13 protein-coding genes are annotated in these 17,850 nt (G+C 39.6%); 3 read left to right on the top strand and 10 right to left on the bottom strand.

Going from position 1 to position 17,850, the window contains the following annotated elements:
* Nucleotides 1-95: 95 nt before the first annotated feature.
* Nucleotides 96-428, bottom strand: coding sequence for a PBPRA1643 family SWIM/SEC-C metal-binding motif protein (locus I6F66_RS06980; protein WP_010552992.1), 333 nt, complete (start codon nt 426-428; stop codon nt 96-98).
* 344 nt (nt 429-772) lie between these two features.
* Here I6F66_RS06980 and I6F66_RS06975 point away from each other — a divergent pair, with 344 nt between their 5' ends.
* The 3 genes from I6F66_RS06975 to I6F66_RS06965 all read left to right on the top strand — a co-directional run bounded on the left by I6F66_RS06975 (nt 773) and on the right by I6F66_RS06965 (nt 2,506).
* Entirely contained in the window at nt 773-1,513 is a 741-nt protein-coding gene (locus I6F66_RS06975; protein WP_149603664.1) for a putative quinol monooxygenase, read from the top strand.
* 92 nt (nt 1,514-1,605) lie between these two features.
* The gene (locus tag I6F66_RS06970; RefSeq protein WP_007580737.1) at nt 1,606-1,863 is read left to right on the top strand and encodes a hypothetical protein; all 258 of its coding nucleotides are present in this window, start codon (nt 1,606-1,608) and stop codon (nt 1,861-1,863) included.
* A gap of 58 nt (nt 1,864-1,921) precedes the next feature.
* Complete coding sequence (locus tag I6F66_RS06965; RefSeq protein WP_197173672.1) at nt 1,922-2,506, top strand: hypothetical protein; 585 nt, start codon at nt 1,922-1,924, stop codon at nt 2,504-2,506.
* 22 nt (nt 2,507-2,528) lie between these two features.
* Here I6F66_RS06965 and rluF read toward each other — a convergent pair whose 3' ends face one another.
* The 9 genes from rluF to malQ all read right to left on the bottom strand — a co-directional run bounded on the left by rluF (nt 2,529) and on the right by malQ (nt 17,843).
* On the bottom strand, nt 2,529-3,566 hold the full coding sequence (gene rluF / locus I6F66_RS06960; protein ID WP_197139377.1) for a 23S rRNA pseudouridine(2604) synthase RluF: 1,038 nt from the start codon (nt 3,564-3,566) through the stop codon (nt 2,529-2,531).
* Nucleotides 3,567-3,652: 86 nt separating this feature from the next.
* Nucleotides 3,653-4,723, bottom strand: a complete 1,071-nt coding sequence (locus tag I6F66_RS06955; protein WP_197209018.1) for a DUF418 domain-containing protein — start codon at nt 4,721-4,723, stop codon at nt 3,653-3,655.
* A 30-nt stretch (nt 4,724-4,753) separates the two neighbouring features.
* Entirely contained in the window at nt 4,754-5,968 is a 1,215-nt protein-coding gene (locus I6F66_RS06950; protein WP_197208979.1) for an HDOD domain-containing protein, read from the bottom strand.
* Nucleotides 5,969-6,057: 89 nt separating this feature from the next.
* Nucleotides 6,058-7,593 carry a glycogen synthase gene (locus I6F66_RS06945; RefSeq protein ID WP_165728032.1) on the bottom strand — a complete coding sequence of 512 codons (1,536 nt, stop codon included), beginning with the start codon at nt 7,591-7,593 and terminating at the stop codon, nt 6,058-6,060.
* A gap of 82 nt (nt 7,594-7,675) precedes the next feature.
* Nucleotides 7,676-8,977 (bottom strand): glucose-1-phosphate adenylyltransferase, encoded by a 1,302-nt coding sequence (glgC, locus tag I6F66_RS06940; protein WP_197208978.1) that lies wholly within the window; start codon nt 8,975-8,977, stop codon nt 7,676-7,678.
* Between the two features lie 14 nt (nt 8,978-8,991).
* Nucleotides 8,992-11,529 carry a glycogen/starch/alpha-glucan phosphorylase gene (locus I6F66_RS06935; protein WP_197208977.1) on the bottom strand — a complete coding sequence of 846 codons (2,538 nt, stop codon included), beginning with the start codon at nt 11,527-11,529 and terminating at the stop codon, nt 8,992-8,994.
* A complete protein-coding gene (gene glgX, locus I6F66_RS06930; RefSeq protein ID WP_197208976.1) occupies nt 11,522-13,585 on the bottom strand; it encodes a glycogen debranching protein GlgX in 2,064 nt (687 codons plus the stop codon). Before glgX ends, I6F66_RS06935 begins: the two co-directional genes overlap by 8 nt.
* Entirely contained in the window at nt 13,578-15,848 is a 2,271-nt protein-coding gene (gene glgB, locus I6F66_RS06925) for a 1,4-alpha-glucan branching protein GlgB (protein WP_197208975.1), read from the bottom strand. The genes glgX and glgB overlap by 8 nt, the downstream gene beginning before the upstream one ends.
* Complete coding sequence (malQ, locus tag I6F66_RS06920; protein ID WP_197208974.1) at nt 15,849-17,843, bottom strand: 4-alpha-glucanotransferase; 1,995 nt, start codon at nt 17,841-17,843, stop codon at nt 15,849-15,851.
* Between the last annotated feature and the right edge of the window lie 7 nt (nt 17,844-17,850).

Below are 17,850 nucleotides of genomic sequence, written 5' to 3'. Positions count from 1 at the left end.
GTTAACATTAAAAAATGCTACAGGCTCAAAATCCTGTGGCATTTTTATTTAATACCGATGAAAAAAGAAAGGCTACATATTTAGTTGTTAAGAAACTAACCGCAACACTTCTTATATTTTTTGCCGCTACCACATACACAAGGTGCGTTACGCTCTGGTACTTTATCAAATACTTGTGGTGTTGACTTGCTAAGCGCAAAGTCTAGTTCGCGAATATCTTCTGGTACGTCTGCTTTAACTTCAATTGAAGCAAACAGCGAATGCTCTTCTAGTATTGCTTCTATTTCTGATTGTCGTTCAGCTGAGTTTACAATTAGCGTTAACGGGTGCAACTCTGTGCCTACCTTTGCGGTACGATTTGGCGCAAATCCATTACTGTTATTTTTACCCATTATGTCGGGCTTACCCATAAAGAAAAATTTTGACATGTTACTTCTATAACCTTTCTACATTATTAAGACGGCGCATCTTAACAGCTTACCCTTCATATAACTAAGTGTACTTGTAAATAGCTTAACAACACGTCTATAAAGCAATTTTAACTTAAAAATTTAAATGGCCTGCAAAATAGGCTAACCACTATTATATACATTTACTATAAACTGATTAAGTAAATGCGATTATTATCAATATTTAAATACTCTGTACACTTAGCTTCGTTATCTAAGCACTTACCAATTAAGCGATAGGTATGCTAACTAGGGCGATAGAAATTGCCTTTAACTTTTTAGCCTCACTTATACAGAGGCAATTTATTTAAGTAGAGAAAGTCATGTTTAAAAATTTTGGATGGATAGTAGAAGCTAAACTTAATGCTGGTGAACTTGAAAACTTTAAAGCGGTGATGAATTCACAAGTTAATCGCGCACTTAATGAAGTTGGCACTAAAAATTATCAATATTATATGTCTGATGCTGGCGATGTTTTAGTTTACGAACGCTTTGCTGATGCAGACTCTTCACACGAACATATTGAAAATTGGGACGATCATTCTGCACGTTGGATGGCGGCTGCTGCACCTACACGCATGGTGCATTTAGGCGAATTACCTGATGATGTTCGTGAGCGTCATGCGGCTTTAAGCCCTCTTTGGCTAAAACCATTTGGTGGCTTTTCTCGCGAAGAAGAACAAACGAGTCAAATTAACAAAAACGGTGATACGACATTTGATAATTTTGGCTGGATTGTTGAAGCCAAGCTAAACCCTGGCCAGTTAGATGCCTTTCGTGAAGTAATGAATTCACAAGTAGAACGTGCAAAAACAGAGCCTGGTACACTAAATTACCAATATTACATGTCTGACGATGGCGATATTATGGTTTATGAGCGCTTTAGAGATTTAGAAGCATCGCACATACACATCCAAAACTGGGATGATCATGCAGAGCGCTGGATTGCTGCAGCAACACCAACACGTATGGTTCATTTGGGTGATTTACCTAAAGAACTAACCGATAAACATGCTGCACTGTCACCACTTCTATTAAAGCCTCTAGGTGGTTTTGCAAAGTAAATATGGATAAATACTAAATTCGTAATATAGTTAAATGCCACTGACTAGACTCAGTGGCGTTTTAATATCTAACTCAATATTATGGAAAAGCCTTGGAAAACTTTAAAATTGCAGTACTAATAGCAGGCAGTCTTTTTATACTTTTTGGTTATTTACGCTTTATAACTGACGATAGTGGTAACGTGAACTTAAACAACTACCGTTTTACAGGGGGCATACTACTGGTTATTTCCGGTATGGTTGATGGCACACGCGACCTTGTTAAGCGCCTGCGCTCTAAAAACTCGTTATCGGCGATTACAATTTATTTAGGTATACTCTTATTTTATATTGGCTTTAGCATTCAATAGCTAAACATTAAGCGCTAATTTGGGCTTTATACAAGCAGCATTTTATAAGTGAATACCTGTGACCTTTAAACAACTATTCAACAGCGCCTTATTACTTTTAGTAACAGCACCTCCGCTGGTTTTACTTGCATGGGATGAACAAGCCGATCCCGCTTTTATTCCCAACGGTATATATAACACCTTAACATTTACGTTATTTCCAATAATGACGATCGTGTTATCGGTTGCTTTATTTAGGCACTTATATAAAAAATACAATAATAACTTTGAATTTAAACATACGGTTAAAGATTATATTGTTGAGCACGGGAAATTCCGTTCAGTATTTATACCAATCGGTTTACCTATTTTAATTTACTTATGGTTGTGGACGTCAGTATGTATTTCAGTAAAGTTACTGGCTAATAAATACGGCGATAATATATGGCAGCAAGAATATCAGTTACTCGAAGTAGGTACTTGCCCAACTGATTATGAATACAGTTGCGCAAAACTGACTGTACTGGATTTAAAAAGCTATAAAAAGCACACTTTTAGATGGTATTTAGATAAAGGTAGATTGGTGGGTTTGCAAAATAACAACGTAAACTTAGTGGGCGTTAAAAGCCCACTTGGTAATATAGTACAAGAAATACAGTGGTAGTAGGATACCACTTAGCTGCACATTATTTTTTTAGACTGAGAATACGGTCAGAGCTTGGTTTTGAGTCTGATTTAGCATTAGACGACTTGTTCTCTTTAATGCTTTTTGGCTTACCCACATACGTTGTAGAACGCTTTTGGTAAGGAGTATTACTGCGCTCATTTTTGCGCTCTCCGTTAGCGTTGCTGCGCTCAGAGTTACGATTTGTATTTCGCTCAGTACTACGCTCATTATTTCGATCACCATTATTAAACCGTCGTGGGTTTTCGCCCTGAAAATCACGTTTTTTAGGTGCTAAAGGTGCATTATTTTCTGATTGCTTATTAGTATCAAGCGAGTGCTCTTGGGTTTTACCAGAATCAGAAATCGAATCGTTTATTTGCGCCATTTCAATATCTGACAAGTGACGCCACTGCCCTACTTTTAAACCTTTAAGTGTTACGTTCATTATGCGCGTACGTTTTAAGGTTACAACTTCGTAGCCTAAGTATTCACACATGCGGCGTATTTGACGGTTTAAACCTTGAGTAAGTACTATTTTAAATTCTTTGGGGCCACTTTGCGTTACTTTACATTCTTTAGTAACGGTATCTAAGATAGGCACGCCATTCGCCATTTTTGTAACAAACTGACGATTAAGCGGTTTATCTACCGTAACAACGTATTCTTTTTCGTGATTATTGCCCGCACGTAAAATTTTATTAACGATATCGCCTTCGTTAGTTAAAAATATAAGCCCTTCAGACGGTCTATCTAAGCGCCCTATTGGGAATATACGCGTAGGATAATTTACCGCGCGAATAATATTACTTTGAATTTTACTTTCGGTAGTACACGTTATACCAACGGGTTTATTGTAGGCAATGTAAACGCGCTTTGGCGTGGCTTTAAGCGGCTTACCATCAATTAATACAACATCGGTAGCGGCTACTTTTACGCCCATTTCTGGTGAGTAGCCATTAACGCTGACACGACCTTGCTCAATATATTTATCGGCTTCGCGGCGTGAACAAAATCCTGTTTCACTAATAAATTTATTTAAACGTTTTAATTCGGTCATGGCACTTATAGCGTAGTAATTTTTAAGGCGAGTAGTGTAAACCACCCACACTATTTTTTCGCCCCTAATTTACTATTTATAGACGTTTAAGCACTAATTTTTGCTTTCGTTAATTTACGCCATACATATTCAAGCGGACCTTGATTAAAATAGCGGCTGTATATAAAGGTAAATATGAGCTGCAGCACAACTAAACCCGTTGCTACTAACCAGTAATCAATACGATCAAAACTGAGTACCCAGTGCGTAAATAGCACTTTATATAACAATAATTGCATGAGTGTTTGGCTAATATATAAAGTAAATGCTAAGCGCCCTGCTTGTTGAATAAGCGTGCCGACGTGTGCCTTGTTATTGCAAAATTTAACAATTAAATGAATATAAAGCGTAGCCATACCTAGCGCCGCAAACATATTTACAAATTCTTGCACTCCATACCCTAAGCTGCCACTAAGCTGTGATGCATAAAGCCTAACACCACAAAAAATAATGGTTATTGCAACGCAAATTATTAATTGCTGAGTCGTTAAGCCTTTACTAAAAACATCTTGTTTATATAAATAAATACCAATGAGCATAAGACCCACGCACATCCACATTATCATTATTGGCACCATAACAAGCATCAATGTGTTCATGGCGAGGTTACTAATAAAGTAATCAATATAGTGTGGGTTATATAAATCTATAAACTGTGCTGAATCGCGGTAAATCACTTCATCGGGTACGCTAGATATAACAAGCACGGTAGCTACACCCGATAACAAAATAAACTCAAGTCCTCTTTTTAAAAGTACGTTGCTATCACTCTCTAAATATTTAATAACAAACCAGCCAGATACACCGTAAACAAATAAAATATCACCTGCCCAAAGTAAAAAACCATGCGCTAAACCAAAGAGGATTAACCAATAGAGCCTGCTTTTTAACTGCAATTCAGACTTATAACGTTGCCACTGAATATAAAGCCCGGCGCCAAAAAGCAAACTAAACAGTGTTCTAAAACGCCCATCTACAAACACGCTGCTAAAGGTGTGAATAATTGAGTCGCTAACAGGAGGATTAGTTAAAGAGGTATACCCGTATTCAAAAAGGCCGAAGGCGTAAGCATTCATGTAAACTAGGCCAAGCACGGCAACGCCGCGAATAAAGTCCATATTATAATTGCGCATTAAAGCTATTATCCGTTAAATATTATTCTTATAACTGTCAGCCCAATCGACTGACTGCTGGTAAAGTGGAGGTAGTATAGCACTATCTATATTTAGCAAAAGTACCGCTTGCTCAAGTGCCCACCAGCTTCCTGTTTCGTATGCTTTAACAACATTTAAAATATAATACAGTGTGTTTTTATCCCCTAATAATGCCGTTTTTATTTCATCAGGAAAAGGGAGCTTTTCAACAAGTAAGCTCATGGGTTGATCAAGGATTGCATCGAGCAGTGAAAATAATCCGGTTAAAAATGCTTCGCCTGGCTGGCTCTTATTAACCTTTTTTGCTAATAACTCACAAAAACGTGCGCGTACAACACACACTTGCATTAGCTCTGCCGGTTTTTTACCTGCGGTATGAGCAGTAACAATAAGGCTCACAAACTTTTTAAGGCGTTCATGCCCTAAATACACAAGCGCTTGCTTGAGTGACGATATTTGGCTTTGTATAGGAAACACACCGCTGTTTATTAAACGCAGCAATTTATATGCAAGTGCAGCATCAAGCTCAAACAGACCCGATATAGCTTTTATATCTGGACTGTTTTTCATTATTTCGGCGTAAATAGCGACGACTAAACCATAGTTATAGTCAATGTCATTTTGTTTGATCATGGTGGGTTTTGCAAAAAAATAGCCTTGAAAATAATCAAATCCCATATCAAAGGCAAGCTTGTAATCGTCTTGGGTTTCTATTTTTTCCGCTAGTATTTTTATTTGTTTATGCGCTTGTAACTTATTAATTATGGGCTGTATTTCGCTAAGAGGTGTAATTGCAATATCAAATTTAATGAGCTTCACAAGCTTTAAAAAACGATCCCACTGTGGTTTATATACAAAGTCATCGAGTGCGAGTTTGTAGTTACTATGAAATAAACCTCGGCATAGTTCATAGTTATCGTCGGTGGGTTCTATGGTTTCGAGTAACTCAATCACAACGTCTTGGCATGGTAGGAAAGCACATAAATCGAGTTTTAATGATTCTGGTCCTATATTAATAAGCGCTTTTTTGCCTGATGTAATATGGCGTGTACCTAAATTTAATTGATTTTCCATAATAAGCCTTGCTGTTGCTTGGCCTTCTGCAATATCTGGAAAATAATTTTTTGGACTATCACGAAAAAGTAGCTCATAGGCTACTACTTTTTTACTTCGATTGAATATTGCTTGCCTTGCAACAAATACAGACACATTACCTACTTCTTAGTTTTTATATAATACTAAGTAATTAAACCCTAAGCAGGTACATTTGTCACTAAACTTTAAAGTACAGCAACGATTTACCGGTATAAGGTTGTTATATAATCAGTTGCCACTTGTGGCCACGAAAAACGCATTTGCTCTGCGCTGTGCTTAATTTTATGCCACTTTTTAGGATTTTGCTTTTTAATTAAGAGAGTTTCGTCTAAACAGCTAATTAAATTACTCGTTTGCGTTGCTAACGTATCTCCATTAAAGCTAAAACCATTTTCGTGGTGTTTAACTGTATCTTTTAGTCCGCCAACACTGTGAACTAAACACGGTTGCCCCGCACGCATTGCCAGCATTTGGCTAATACCGCAAGGTTCAAATGAGCTTGGCATTAAAAATAAGTCACCTAATTGATACATTAAATCGCCAACACCTTGACCATAACCTTTCAAAAATAAAAGATTGGAATTACGTGCCATTGCTTTTGTAAATATGCTCTCGAGTTCTTTGTCACCCGAGCCTAAAACAATAAGCCTGCCGTTATATTCATTAATTACTTGGCACACTTTATCAATCGCTAAAGTTCCATTTACCTGCTGGCACAATAACAAAACCTTTTGCTCTGTAAGCCGGCCAACGCTTGTGACTAGTGGCCCATCATTAGCCACAGCTTTAAATTGTTGTAGTCGTTGATGAGCAATATAATAGCCGCTTTGTAACTGCTCGCTATTTGCCATCCAACCAAACAATGTGTTTTCTGCTTGGCTATAAAAATCAGCGATTGTAGCCTCTTCTAAAGTGTTACTTGGGTATTCACAGCCATTTAAAATACCAACAAGCTTACCTTGCCTTGCTGCGTTTTGAAGATCTTGCTCAAGCCCTTCACCACCAAAAAAACCATGCTCGTAATTGCTAGGTTCAAGTACCTCTTGGCTGTAGGTTGGTGATACAACATGTATTTTATCGCAAAGATTTATTGCACTGCGCATAGGATTAAAGCAATGAGGGTAACGCGGGTCGCATAGTTGCTGGCCATTATAACTAAGTGACGGAAACCATGCCTCTAAGCTTGAGTCGTCGTGTTTAAAAGGTCTTATACCTTGCAGTGCAATATTATGCACCGTGTAGGCAATCGGTAAGGTATTAAGTGAGCTATAACGTGGCTCAAACTTAAGTAAAACTGCAACGCAGGCGCTGTGCCAATCATGTAAATGTAGCGCTGTAGGGCGCTTTAATACACCTTGTAATAATGCTTCGCAGACAGCTGCATTAAATAGAGCAAATTTTGTGGCATCGGTTGCAAAAGGCCTCCCCGGTGCATCATTACAATATACACTACCTGATTCACTAAATAGCGGGTGGCTAATAACAATTTGGCTTACATTATTTTGGGCTTGTTGTACTTCAAAAACTGTTAATACATGCGGTTGAGCATTAAATGCAACGGTTACTTCACCTATATAAATACGCTCAAGCGGCTCAAACCCGTAGTCAGGAATAACAACGTCAACCGTTATACCTTGCTTTGCGAGCGCCCTTGGGGCATCGCGTACTACATCTGCCACACCGCCTACTTTTGCGCCTGGTAACGCGTCATTTTCTGCTGCAACCATTAATACATGCATTAATTTACTACTTCCTTTAGACCTGTGTGGGCTTGCTCATGAATGAGCAAGCTTTGTTGTCGTGCTTAATATTTAACGTATTTTACGCTAGCTTTTTATTCTCACGCGCTTGGCGCTCTAACTTTTTTGCAAGCTCAGTGAGCATATCACGGGTAACAAGAACGATGCCTTTCTTAGATACTCTAAAGCCGTTTTCTTCATCTGTTTTTTTGTCAAAACCGATTTCAAGACCTGCAGGTATTTCACAGCTTCTATCTATTATTGCACGCTTAATTTTACAACCTCGGTTTATAACTGCACCAGGTAAAATTACCGACTGCTCAATGGTACAAAAAGAACGAACATGGACATTAGAAAACAATAAAGACTTTCTTACTGCAGAGCCCGAAATAATACACCCACCCGACACAGTAGAGTCTAATGCCATACCGCGTCTGTCATCGTCATCAAAAATAAATTTAGCAGGCGGTAGTTGCTCTTGATATGTCCATATTGGCCATGTCGGATCGTATAAATCAAGTTGTGGCTCTGGCATTACCAGCTCCATGTTAGCTTCCCAAAATGAATCGAGCGTACCTACATCGCGCCAATAAGGTTGCCCTTCTTGGTCTGGATCTCTAAACGGAAAAGCAAATACATTATGATCTTCTATTATCGCCGGAATAATATCGTGGCCAAAGTCGCGGCCTGAGCCTTCATTTTCAGAATCTTTTTTAAGTTGCTCAAACAAAAATTCAGTATTAAAAATGTAATTCCCCATTGATGCTAAACAGGTACCTGGCTTACCCGGTACAGAGCTAGGCATTGCTGGTTTTTCATCAAAACGACACACTCTGTTTTGCTCATCAACAGTCATTACACCAAACGTATCTGCGGCTTCCTCTACGGGCACTTCAATACAACATACGGTCATATCAGCGCCTTTTTGCACGTGTTCAGCCAGTAAAGCACCATAGTCCATGCGATACACATGATCTCCTGATAAAATCATTACATATTTAGGAAGCTCATGACGAATAATATCTATATTTTGAAAAACAGCGTCTGCGGTTCCACAGTACCAATCATCACCTTGGCGCTGAGATGCAGGGAGTATTTCAACCGACTCACCCAGCTCTTTTTTAAAGTGCCCCCACGCCCGGTTTACATGGCGAATGAGTGAATGCGACTTATATTGTGTGGCAATACCAACGCGTCTCACACCCGAGTTAATACAGTTTGATAGTGGAAAATCGATAATTCGATGCTTACCACCAAAGTAAACTGCGGGCTTTGCTCGCCAGTCGGTTAGCTCATGCAGACGAGAGCCGCGACCCCCTGCCAGTATTAACGCGTAAGTTTCTCGGGTTAAGCTACTTATGTAGCGATTTGCATAATTAGGCATAATACTCTCTCCATTTAGTCTAGGCTGTTAGTGGCATGGCTTTTAGTTGTCGTTAAGTCTGTTTCACTAATATTGAGGGGTTCTAAATGCCAAATGTCTTCACTGTATTGGCTTATGGTTCTATCACTTGAAAACATTCCACTGGCTGCCGTATTTAAAATACTCATTTGTGTCCAGTAGGTTTGATCTGCGTACGCTTTATCTACTTCTTTTTGAGCAGCTACGTAACTCTCAAAATCGTGAGCTACAAGCCATGGATCGTGCGGGCTTTTAATTGCATTGGTTATATCGTCAAATAAGCACGGTTCAAACAAATTAAAATGACCGCTTTCGAGTAGTTGCATTACATTATTTAAATCACTATTTTGTGCGATTAAGTGCTCAGGGTTGTAACGCGATTTAATATCATCAATTTGATGCGCTTGTGCGCCAAACAAAAAGAAGTTATCTGCACCAACAGCGTCTCTAATTTCAATGTTAGCACCATCTAGCGTGCCTATCGTCAATGCACCATTCATCATAAACTTCATGTTGCCAGTACCAGATGCTTCTTTACCTGCGGTAGATACTTGCTCTGATAAATCGGTTGCAGGACAAATCACTTCCATAGCGGTTACGTTGTAATTAGGTAAAAAGGCGACGCGTAAATACGGGGCTGCTAACGGGTCTTTATTTATAACCTCTGCCACGTTATTAATAAGCTTAATGATTTTTTTAGCCATGTAATAACCCGGCGCTGCTTTACCACCTAATAAAACACAACGAGGAACAAGCCCTTGAGTATCACCACGGCGAATGCGGTCGTATAAATGAATCACATGAAGTATGTTTAATAGCTGACGTTTATATTCGTGAATACGTTTTACCTGTACGTCAAACATCATCGATACGTCAAAATCAACATCGCAGCGAGTCTTAACTAAATCAACTAAACGCTGTTTGTTTTCGCGTTTAGCATTTTGCCATTGCCCATGAAATGCTTTGTCATCGTAAAAGCGACGTAGGTCGCTAATTGTTGAAAAGTTTTTAACCCAGTCATGACCAATTTTTTCGCTGATTAATTTACTTAAAACGGGATTACAATGTGCAAGCCAACGTCTTGGGGTAACACCATTTGTTTTGTTATTAAACTTATCTGGCCAAAGCGCGTAAAACTCTTTAAATAAGCCCGCTTTTAACAGTTCGGTATGCAGTGCTGCTACGCCATTTACAGAGTAACTACCTACAATAGCTAAATAAGCCATACGAATTTTCGGCTCGTCACCCTCTTCAATTAAAGATAAGGCACGCTGTTTATTAACATCACCCGGCCATTGCTGTGCAACTTGTGCTAAAAAGCGTGCGTTTATCTCGTAAACTATTTCTAAAATACGTGGCAATAGTTTTGAAAACAACGAAACAGACCACTTTTCAAGCGCTTCAGGAAGTAGCGTATGGTTTGTGTAGGCCATTGTTTTAGTGGTAATTTGCCAAGCATCGTTCCAATCAAGTTCGTAATCATCAATTAAAATACGCATCAGCTCTGCAACAGCAATACTTGGGTGCGTGTCGTTTAACTGAAAAACATGAAAATCAGCAAAGTCACTAAAACTCTCGCCATGTTGAGAAACCCATTGATCTACTACATCTTGAATACTCGCAGATGATAAAAAGTATTGTTGGCGCAACCTAAGCTCCTTACCATTTTCGCTGCTGTCGTTTGGATACAGCACCATGGTAATTTGTTCAGCTAGGTTTTTTTGTGCAACGGCTTCTGAGTAACTACCGGCATTAAATTCGGTTAAGTTAAATTCATCCGTCGCTTCTGATTTCCATAAGCGTAGCGTATTTACAATATTGTTTTTATAACCCGGGACGGGGACATCGTAAGGGACTGCTAATACATCTTGTGAGCTCATCCACTGGCGATGCTCTCGGCCAAATTTGTCTGTATAACTTTGCACGTAGCCACCAAATTTAACACGTTTAGCGTGCTCTGGTGCGCTTAGCTCCCACGGGTGCCCTTCGCGTAGCCAATTATCTGGTTGCTCAATTTGATTGCCATCTTTGATTGATTGGTTAAACATGCCGTATTCGTAACGAAGGCCATAACCAATTACCGGTAATGCCAAACTAGCACAGCTATCTAAAAAACAAGCCGCAAGACGCCCCAGACCACCATTACCTAAGCCTGCGTCGTGTTCGGCATCTTCAATCGTTTCTATTGTTGTACAGTATTCTTGTAGCGCTGAGCTTACTTGCTCGTCTAAATCTAAATTTAAAACGGCATTACCAAGTGCACGCCCCATTAAAAACTCAAGCGATAAATAGGCTGTTTTACGGCGTTTATTTTGCTTAATTTGCTGGTTTGTTTCTCTGCAACGCGCAACAAGTCTGTCGCGAATAGTAAGCGCTAATGCGTGATATAAATAATGCTGCGACTCGCCAACTTTATCGCGGCCGAGGGTATAATAAAAATGCCGTGTTAAGTCATCTTTAAGCGTACTTTCATCTATAACAGGACCTTCTTGCCAGCCCTTTACTACACATACTTGATCACTTTGTTTAGCCATGACTTACATCCTCTAAATTGGCACTAAAAACCCAGCTGCTTTGTGCTGTAATTTCAACCATCGCATCTTCATTACTACTCACAGATGCATTATTTACACTTGATAAAACCATTTGCCACGGTGCATTAATAGGCGAAGGCGGCATTTGGCAAAAAACTGTTTTTTTACTGGCATTAAATACCATCAGTAATGCATGATTGTTTTGCTTATCAAGTAAGCTATACATTAAAAACTGTCTGGTATCTTCATGCCAATGCGCGTCAGTCATGGTTTTACCTTGTTCGGTAAACCATTTAACGGTAAAACGCTCGTCTATATCATCTAAAAATACACTGTGTTTAAACGCACTGTGTGCGCGTCTAATTTTTAACGCGTCATCAATAAATCGTGTTAGCGAATGATTAAGCTGAGAATCTTTCCAGGCAAGCCAACTCGTACGATTATTTTGGCAATAGGCATTGTTATTACCCCCTTGCGAGTGCGCCATTTCGCTGCCAGCGGCAATCATGGGTACACCTTTTGAGAGTATCAAAGTAAGTAAAAAGTTTTTTTGTTGTTGTAAGCGCAGTGCATTTATTTTTGAGTCACTGGTAAAGCCTTCTACTCCGCAGTTAAACGAGTGATTTGCACTGTGCCCGTCTCGATTTTGCTCACCATTAGCTTCGTTATGTTTTTCCTCATAACTCACTAAATCAGCAAGCGTGAAACCATCATGACTCGTTATAAAGTTGATACTATTGAGTGGTCCGCGCTGGCTGTGCTCAAAAATATCAAACGATCCATGCAAACGTTTTGCAACGCTTGCTATAATGCCTGTTTCACTTTGCCAAAAACGTCTAATTACATCACGGTATTGATCGTTCCATTCTCGCCATGGCGGCGGAAATGCACCCAACTGATAGCCACCAGGGCCTATATCCCAAGGCTCGCTTATTAGCTTAACTTTGTTTAGCACTGGGTCTTGAGCTATCACTTGTAAAAAAGTATGTGCGGAGCTAAAGCCTGTTTTTGAGCGACCTAAAATGGTCGCTAAATCAAACCTAAAACCATCAACCCCCATTACCACAACCCAATAACGAAGGCTATCAAGTACAAGTTGCAGTGTTTTAGGGTGGTCAATATTTATGGTATTGCCACAGCCGGTATCGTTTATATATACATCAGGCTGCCCCTCTACTGTGCGGTAATACGCTAAGTTATCAAAGCCTCTTAGCGATAATATAGGGCCATCTGCCCCCGCCTCTGCTGTATGGTTATAAACAACATCTAAAATAACTTCTATGTCGGCTGCATGAAGCTCTTGCACCATTTGCTTAAACTCGTTTATATCGTCGTTTACCAAATAGTCTTTATGAGGGGTAAAAAAGTTAAGCGTGTTATAACCCCAATAGTTTTGTAGGCCTTTTGCAGTTAAAAATTGCTCACTAATAAATGAATGAACAGGTAAAAGCTCAACTGCTGTAACGCCAAAGCTTTGTAAGTGCTCAATAAAGCTTGGGTGGCTTATCCCTAAAAACTTCCCTTGTAGAGATTTAGGGATTTTAGGATGACGACACGTTGTGCCCTTAACATGACACTCGTAAATAACCGTGTTTGACCAACGGTGGTTTGGCTTTTTATCCGCATACAAAGTAGGAGCCGCTACTTTTGATTTAGGTATATCAATCGCATTATTTACGCAACTTTTCGTACCAATTGGCATTTGCCCGTAATGGCGTTCGCTCCAAGTAAACTCACCAAACAAGTCTTTTGCATACGGGTCTATAAGTAGCTTATTTTCGTTAAATAATTGACCATTTTTAGGGTTATATTCACCCTCAACTCTAAAACCATAAAGTGCGCCTGCGCTTAATGGCGAAATATGAATACTCCAAATACCCCCTTCGTTGATATTCATCGCCATTTTTAGGATTTCTGAATGGCCACTTTTGTCAAACAGGCATACATAAGCTTGGCTTGCACCTGGCGCATAAAGCGCAAAGTTAACCCCGTTATTAATAACACTAGAACCTAACGGTTCTACATTACCAGGGGCTACATCAAATTGGTTACTCATCATCAACCTTCTGTAAGTAAATAGTGGTTAAGCCACCAATGGCAATTGAAATACTGTGTTTAAAGCCATGGTTCGGCTCATCGATAGCATTAACTATCTGCGATGAATCTTTAGCTACCTCAACGCCTGAACCAAAAAATTGAGTGTCGTCAGTATTTAAAATAACCTTGTAACGTCCTTTACTCGGTACGCCAATAACGTAGTTTTCATATGACGCGGGGGTAAAGTTAGCAATAACAACCACAAAGTCTTTTGCGTTTTTAGCATAGCGAACAAAGCTTAAAATGCTCTGCTGATTGTTATTGTTATCTATCCAAGTAAAACCAGCTGCACTCGAATCTAACTCATACAACGCGGGCTGGTTTTTATAAACGGTATTGAGCGCTTTTACGGTTTGCTTTACCCCGTTATGGCTTTGGTGATCAAGTAAATGCCAATCGATAGAATGATCGTGCCCCCACTCTTTTCGCTGTGCAATTTCGCCGCCCATAAACAAGAGCTTTTTACCCGGATGTGCCCACATAAATGCGTAATAAGCACGTAAGTTTGCAAATTTCTGCCAATCATCGCCTGGCATTTTTTCAATTAACGAGCCTTTTCCGTGTACTACCTCATCGTGACTTAATGGCAATATATAATTTTCACTAAAGGCATATACCATCGAAAAAGTCATTTCGTGATGATGATGCTGACGATAAAGCGGGTCGTGCTGCATGTAATGCAAGCTATCGTTCATCCAGCCCATATTCCATTTATAGCCAAAACCTAAACCGTTATGCTCAACACTTTGGGTAACACCTGGCCATGCTGTTGACTCCTCAGCTACCATCATAATGCCTGGGTTGTTTTTGTAGCTGCGCATATTGACTTGTTTTAAGCACTCTATTGCACCTAAGTTTTCGCGCCCGCCGTAGCAATTAGGGATCCACTCGCCTTCTTTTCTGCTGTAATCTAAATACAACATAGAGGCTACGGCATCTACCCGCAGACCATCTAAACCAAATTGATGTAACCAGTACATAGCATTTGAAATTAAAAAGCTTTTAACTTCAGGGCGGTCGTAATTATAAATGTAGGTATTCCAATCAGGATGAAAACCTTGGCGCTTATCGGCATGTTCATATAAATGTGTGCCATCAAATCGGTGCAAGCCATGCGGATCACTAGGAAAATGCCCAGGTACCCAATCAAGTAAAATACCTAAATTAGCTTTGTGGCACTGCTCTACAAAGTATTTAAAGCTGTTGTAGTCGCCAAAACGGCTAGTAGGAGCAAATAAACCAACAGGCTGATACCCCCACGAACCATCAAACGGGTATTCACTTATTGGCATAAGTTGCAGGTGAGTAAAATTCATTTCAAGGGCGTAGCTAACCAGTTTGTCAGCAAGCTCTGCGTAACTTAAATAGCGGTTGTTTTCAGCGCGTTGCCATGAGCCTAAATGCACTTCATAAATACTAATTGGCGCATCAATATGATTACGCTTTTGTCTGTTTTGAAGTGCCTGCTCGCCAAGTGTTATAGGTTCTGGTTTATACTGCAGTACACTTGCAGTACCCGGTGCTTGTTGCATTTTAAATGCATAGGGGTCGGCTTTTTCGAGTACTTCTCCACTTTGGGCGGTAATTGCAAATTTGTAGCACATGTCGGCTTTAAGACCCGGTACAAATAACTCCCATACACCACTTGCCGGATGAAAACGCATAAAGTGGCGATTAGCTTGCCAAAAATTAAACTCACCAATAATAGAGACACTTGCCGCATTGGGTGCCCATACACAAAAGCGCACACCTTCTACGTTTTGTTGAGTACTAAAATGTGCACCAAAATGAGAGTAAGCATGTTCGAGGCTGCCTTCATTAAATAAATACATTGCCTGTGCATCAAGAGTGCTTTCAAAGCTGTATTCATCATAAAAGGTAACGCTGCTATTTGTGTACTGAGCAATGCATTGATAAGGCGCAGTGGGCAGCGCATCAACTTTGACTATAAATAAGTCACTTTGTTGATAGCGCTGTGCTTCAATATTTTTATTATTTAATGTAACGCTTACGTTTAATGCAGTTGGTAAGAAAAAGCGAATCTCAATACCTGCGCTTGTTTCATGTGCCCCTAAAAAGCTAAATGGGTCTTTAAAACGCCCTGTACTTAATGCATTTACTTGTGCATCGTAATTATTTTCCTGTACTGAGCTGTCTTGTACTGAATTAGCAAGTTCTGAGCTGTCCTGTACTGACGATTTTTTGTTAATTGTACTGCTCATTTAACCTTTCCTTATTGAATCGATAGCAACTAAAAGTGAGGCATTTTTGGTAAAAATTTCTTCACTGGTATGCGTTAATACACGTCGCCAATTAGGATATTCTTTGTCTGTCCCGGGGATATTAACCGGATACTTCTGCTCATCTAAATCATCTATTTGTATTGCAAATAAACGCGATTGAGAACCCGCCAAACATAATGCTAGTGCGTTATATACTTCGACTGAATTACTATGTAATAGAAGCTCGGTTGTATTGGTATGGCGATTAATAAATCGTAGTATCCTATGTTGCTCTTCTATTCGTTGTTGCTTTAATTGCGCGTATTCATCATCAGTAATAAGCTTGTATTGTTGCTTAATATTTAAATCAGCATGCTGCCACCAACCTGTAAATGGCGGTACATCATGATTGGCTATCATTAACAAGCAATGTGTTGCTAGCTCATTTACCGATAAAAATTCACCACTGTGTTGTTTTTCAAAATAAAATAAGCTGTTAGAAAAGATACCGCTAGATGCCAAAGCCTGCCTTACCTCTGGCGGTACAACGCCTAGATCTTCCCCAATTACGATACTCTGATTAATATGCGATTCAATTTTTAAAACCGCGAGTAAGTACTCAAACGGGTAGTAAACATAACAGCCATCTTGTTCGCCATTGTTTTCAAAGCACCACCATAGGCGTCTAATCGCCATAACGTGGTCAATTCTAAGTCCGCCTACACTTTGCATGTTTGCGCGAATAAGTGAGCGATAAAACTGGTAGTGGTTATTGCTTAAGCTTTGAGGATTTAGTGCCGGAAGCCCCCAGTTTTGGCCAGCTTCGGCCCATGGATCTGGTGGAGCACCTACACTTGCACCTTGGCTAAACAGTGTTTTTTGATTTTTAAATTCGGCTCCATCACCCGCACAGCCAACGGCTAAGTCGTTTATTAACCCGATAGCCATACCTCGCTCTACGCAACTTTTTTGGCACAGTGCCAATTGAATATGTGCTTGCCATTGCAGGTAATAATCAAACGTTACGTTATCTGATTCGAGGGTGTTTAGCGTAGTAGAATGTGTATTACAAAAATCTGTAAAAGCATGGCGACGCTCATCACTTGCTGTTAATTCAAACTGGTTATAAAGCGCTTCAAATAATGCATACTTTATACGGCTTACATTTTCATAATCTATAAACTGATCATTACTTTTAATAAGCGCAGTGACGTCGTCTTGCTGCATTAGAGTATTAAGCTTTTCGTTATTTGGTGCGTCTTCGCTTAATACTATAGAAATATAAAGAGGGTTTAATAAAGCGCGACTATTAGGACTATAAGGGCTTGCGCGCTCTGGCATATCTGCAAATAACAAATGCAATGGATTAAGTAATATGTAATCCATATTTTGCGAGCTACATAATTTTGTAAGCGTTAGTAAATCGTCGAAGTCACCGACACCTAAATTCGCTTTATTTTTTAACGTATAAAGCTGAATAGATAATCCAGTGCGCTTTGCATCTTCAACTTGATAAACTTGCTCAGGCACACACCAAATTTGTGTAATAGCCTGCTGCTCACCTACCTGAACATTAGCGTCATGATAGCCGATTGGCATAGTTTCAATAGGCAGTACCAGCTCAATGTAGCGAACGCCATGTAAGTAATACTCACCTGAAACCGCCAAATTATAAAGGTTATCAAATGCTATATTAATCCCAAGAGAAGGGATATTAATGTTAGCGGCTAAATTTTGCTGGCGTTCGTCTATACGAAGTTTTAAAGCGCATTTTTTTTGGTCAACCAAACTCACACTGGGTACTAAATCCAGCCAAAGCGATGCATCTAAATCATAAGTTAGTTGAGCTACTTGCGCTTCGTTATTTGTATCAACACCACAACATTGCAAAGCACGTTTACGCGTATCTTCGCTAAAAAACACCTGTTCACCTGTATACTTAGTGAATTCAAAGCCAATACCATGCAGGTAAAACAACTGCGAAAGAGCATCCATTGAATCG

It is taken from the genome of Pseudoalteromonas sp. NZS100_1 (assembly GCF_015864285.1).
Lineage (GTDB): Bacteria > Pseudomonadota > Gammaproteobacteria > Enterobacterales > Alteromonadaceae > Pseudoalteromonas > Pseudoalteromonas arctica.
Note: the sequence above shows the minus strand (reverse complement) of the source record. Positions and strands in the feature narration are given on the sequence as shown.

What these genes read in the sequence shown, in the direction of transcription:
- I6F66_RS06980 (WP_010552992.1), bottom strand. Translation starts at nt 428, where the DNA reads ATGTCAAAATTTTTCTTTATGGGTAAGCCCGACATAATGGGTAAAAAT.
- I6F66_RS06975 (WP_149603664.1), top strand. Translation starts at nt 773, where the DNA reads ATGTTTAAAAATTTTGGATGGATAGTAGAAGCTAAACTTAATGCTGGT.
- rluF (WP_197139377.1), bottom strand. Translation starts at nt 3,566, where the DNA reads ATGACCGAATTAAAACGTTTAAATAAATTTATTAGTGAAACAGGATTT.
- I6F66_RS06955 (WP_197209018.1), bottom strand. Translation starts at nt 4,723, where the DNA reads ATGGACTTTATTCGCGGCGTTGCCGTGCTTGGCCTAGTTTACATGAAT.
- I6F66_RS06945 (WP_165728032.1), bottom strand. Translation starts at nt 7,593, where the DNA reads ATGCATGTATTAATGGTTGCAGCAGAAAATGACGCGTTACCAGGCGCA.
- glgC (WP_197208978.1), bottom strand. Translation starts at nt 8,977, where the DNA reads ATGCCTAATTATGCAAATCGCTACATAAGTAGCTTAACCCGAGAAACT.
- I6F66_RS06935 (WP_197208977.1), bottom strand. Translation starts at nt 11,529, where the DNA reads ATGGCTAAACAAAGTGATCAAGTATGTGTAGTAAAGGGCTGGCAAGAA.
- glgX (WP_197208976.1), bottom strand. Translation starts at nt 13,585, where the DNA reads ATGAGTAACCAATTTGATGTAGCCCCTGGTAATGTAGAACCGTTAGGT.
- glgB (WP_197208975.1), bottom strand. Translation starts at nt 15,848, where the DNA reads ATGAGCAGTACAATTAACAAAAAATCGTCAGTACAGGACAGCTCAGAA.
- malQ (WP_197208974.1), bottom strand. Translation starts at nt 17,843, where the DNA reads ATGGATGCTCTTTCGCAGTTGTTTTACCTGCATGGTATTGGCTTTGAA.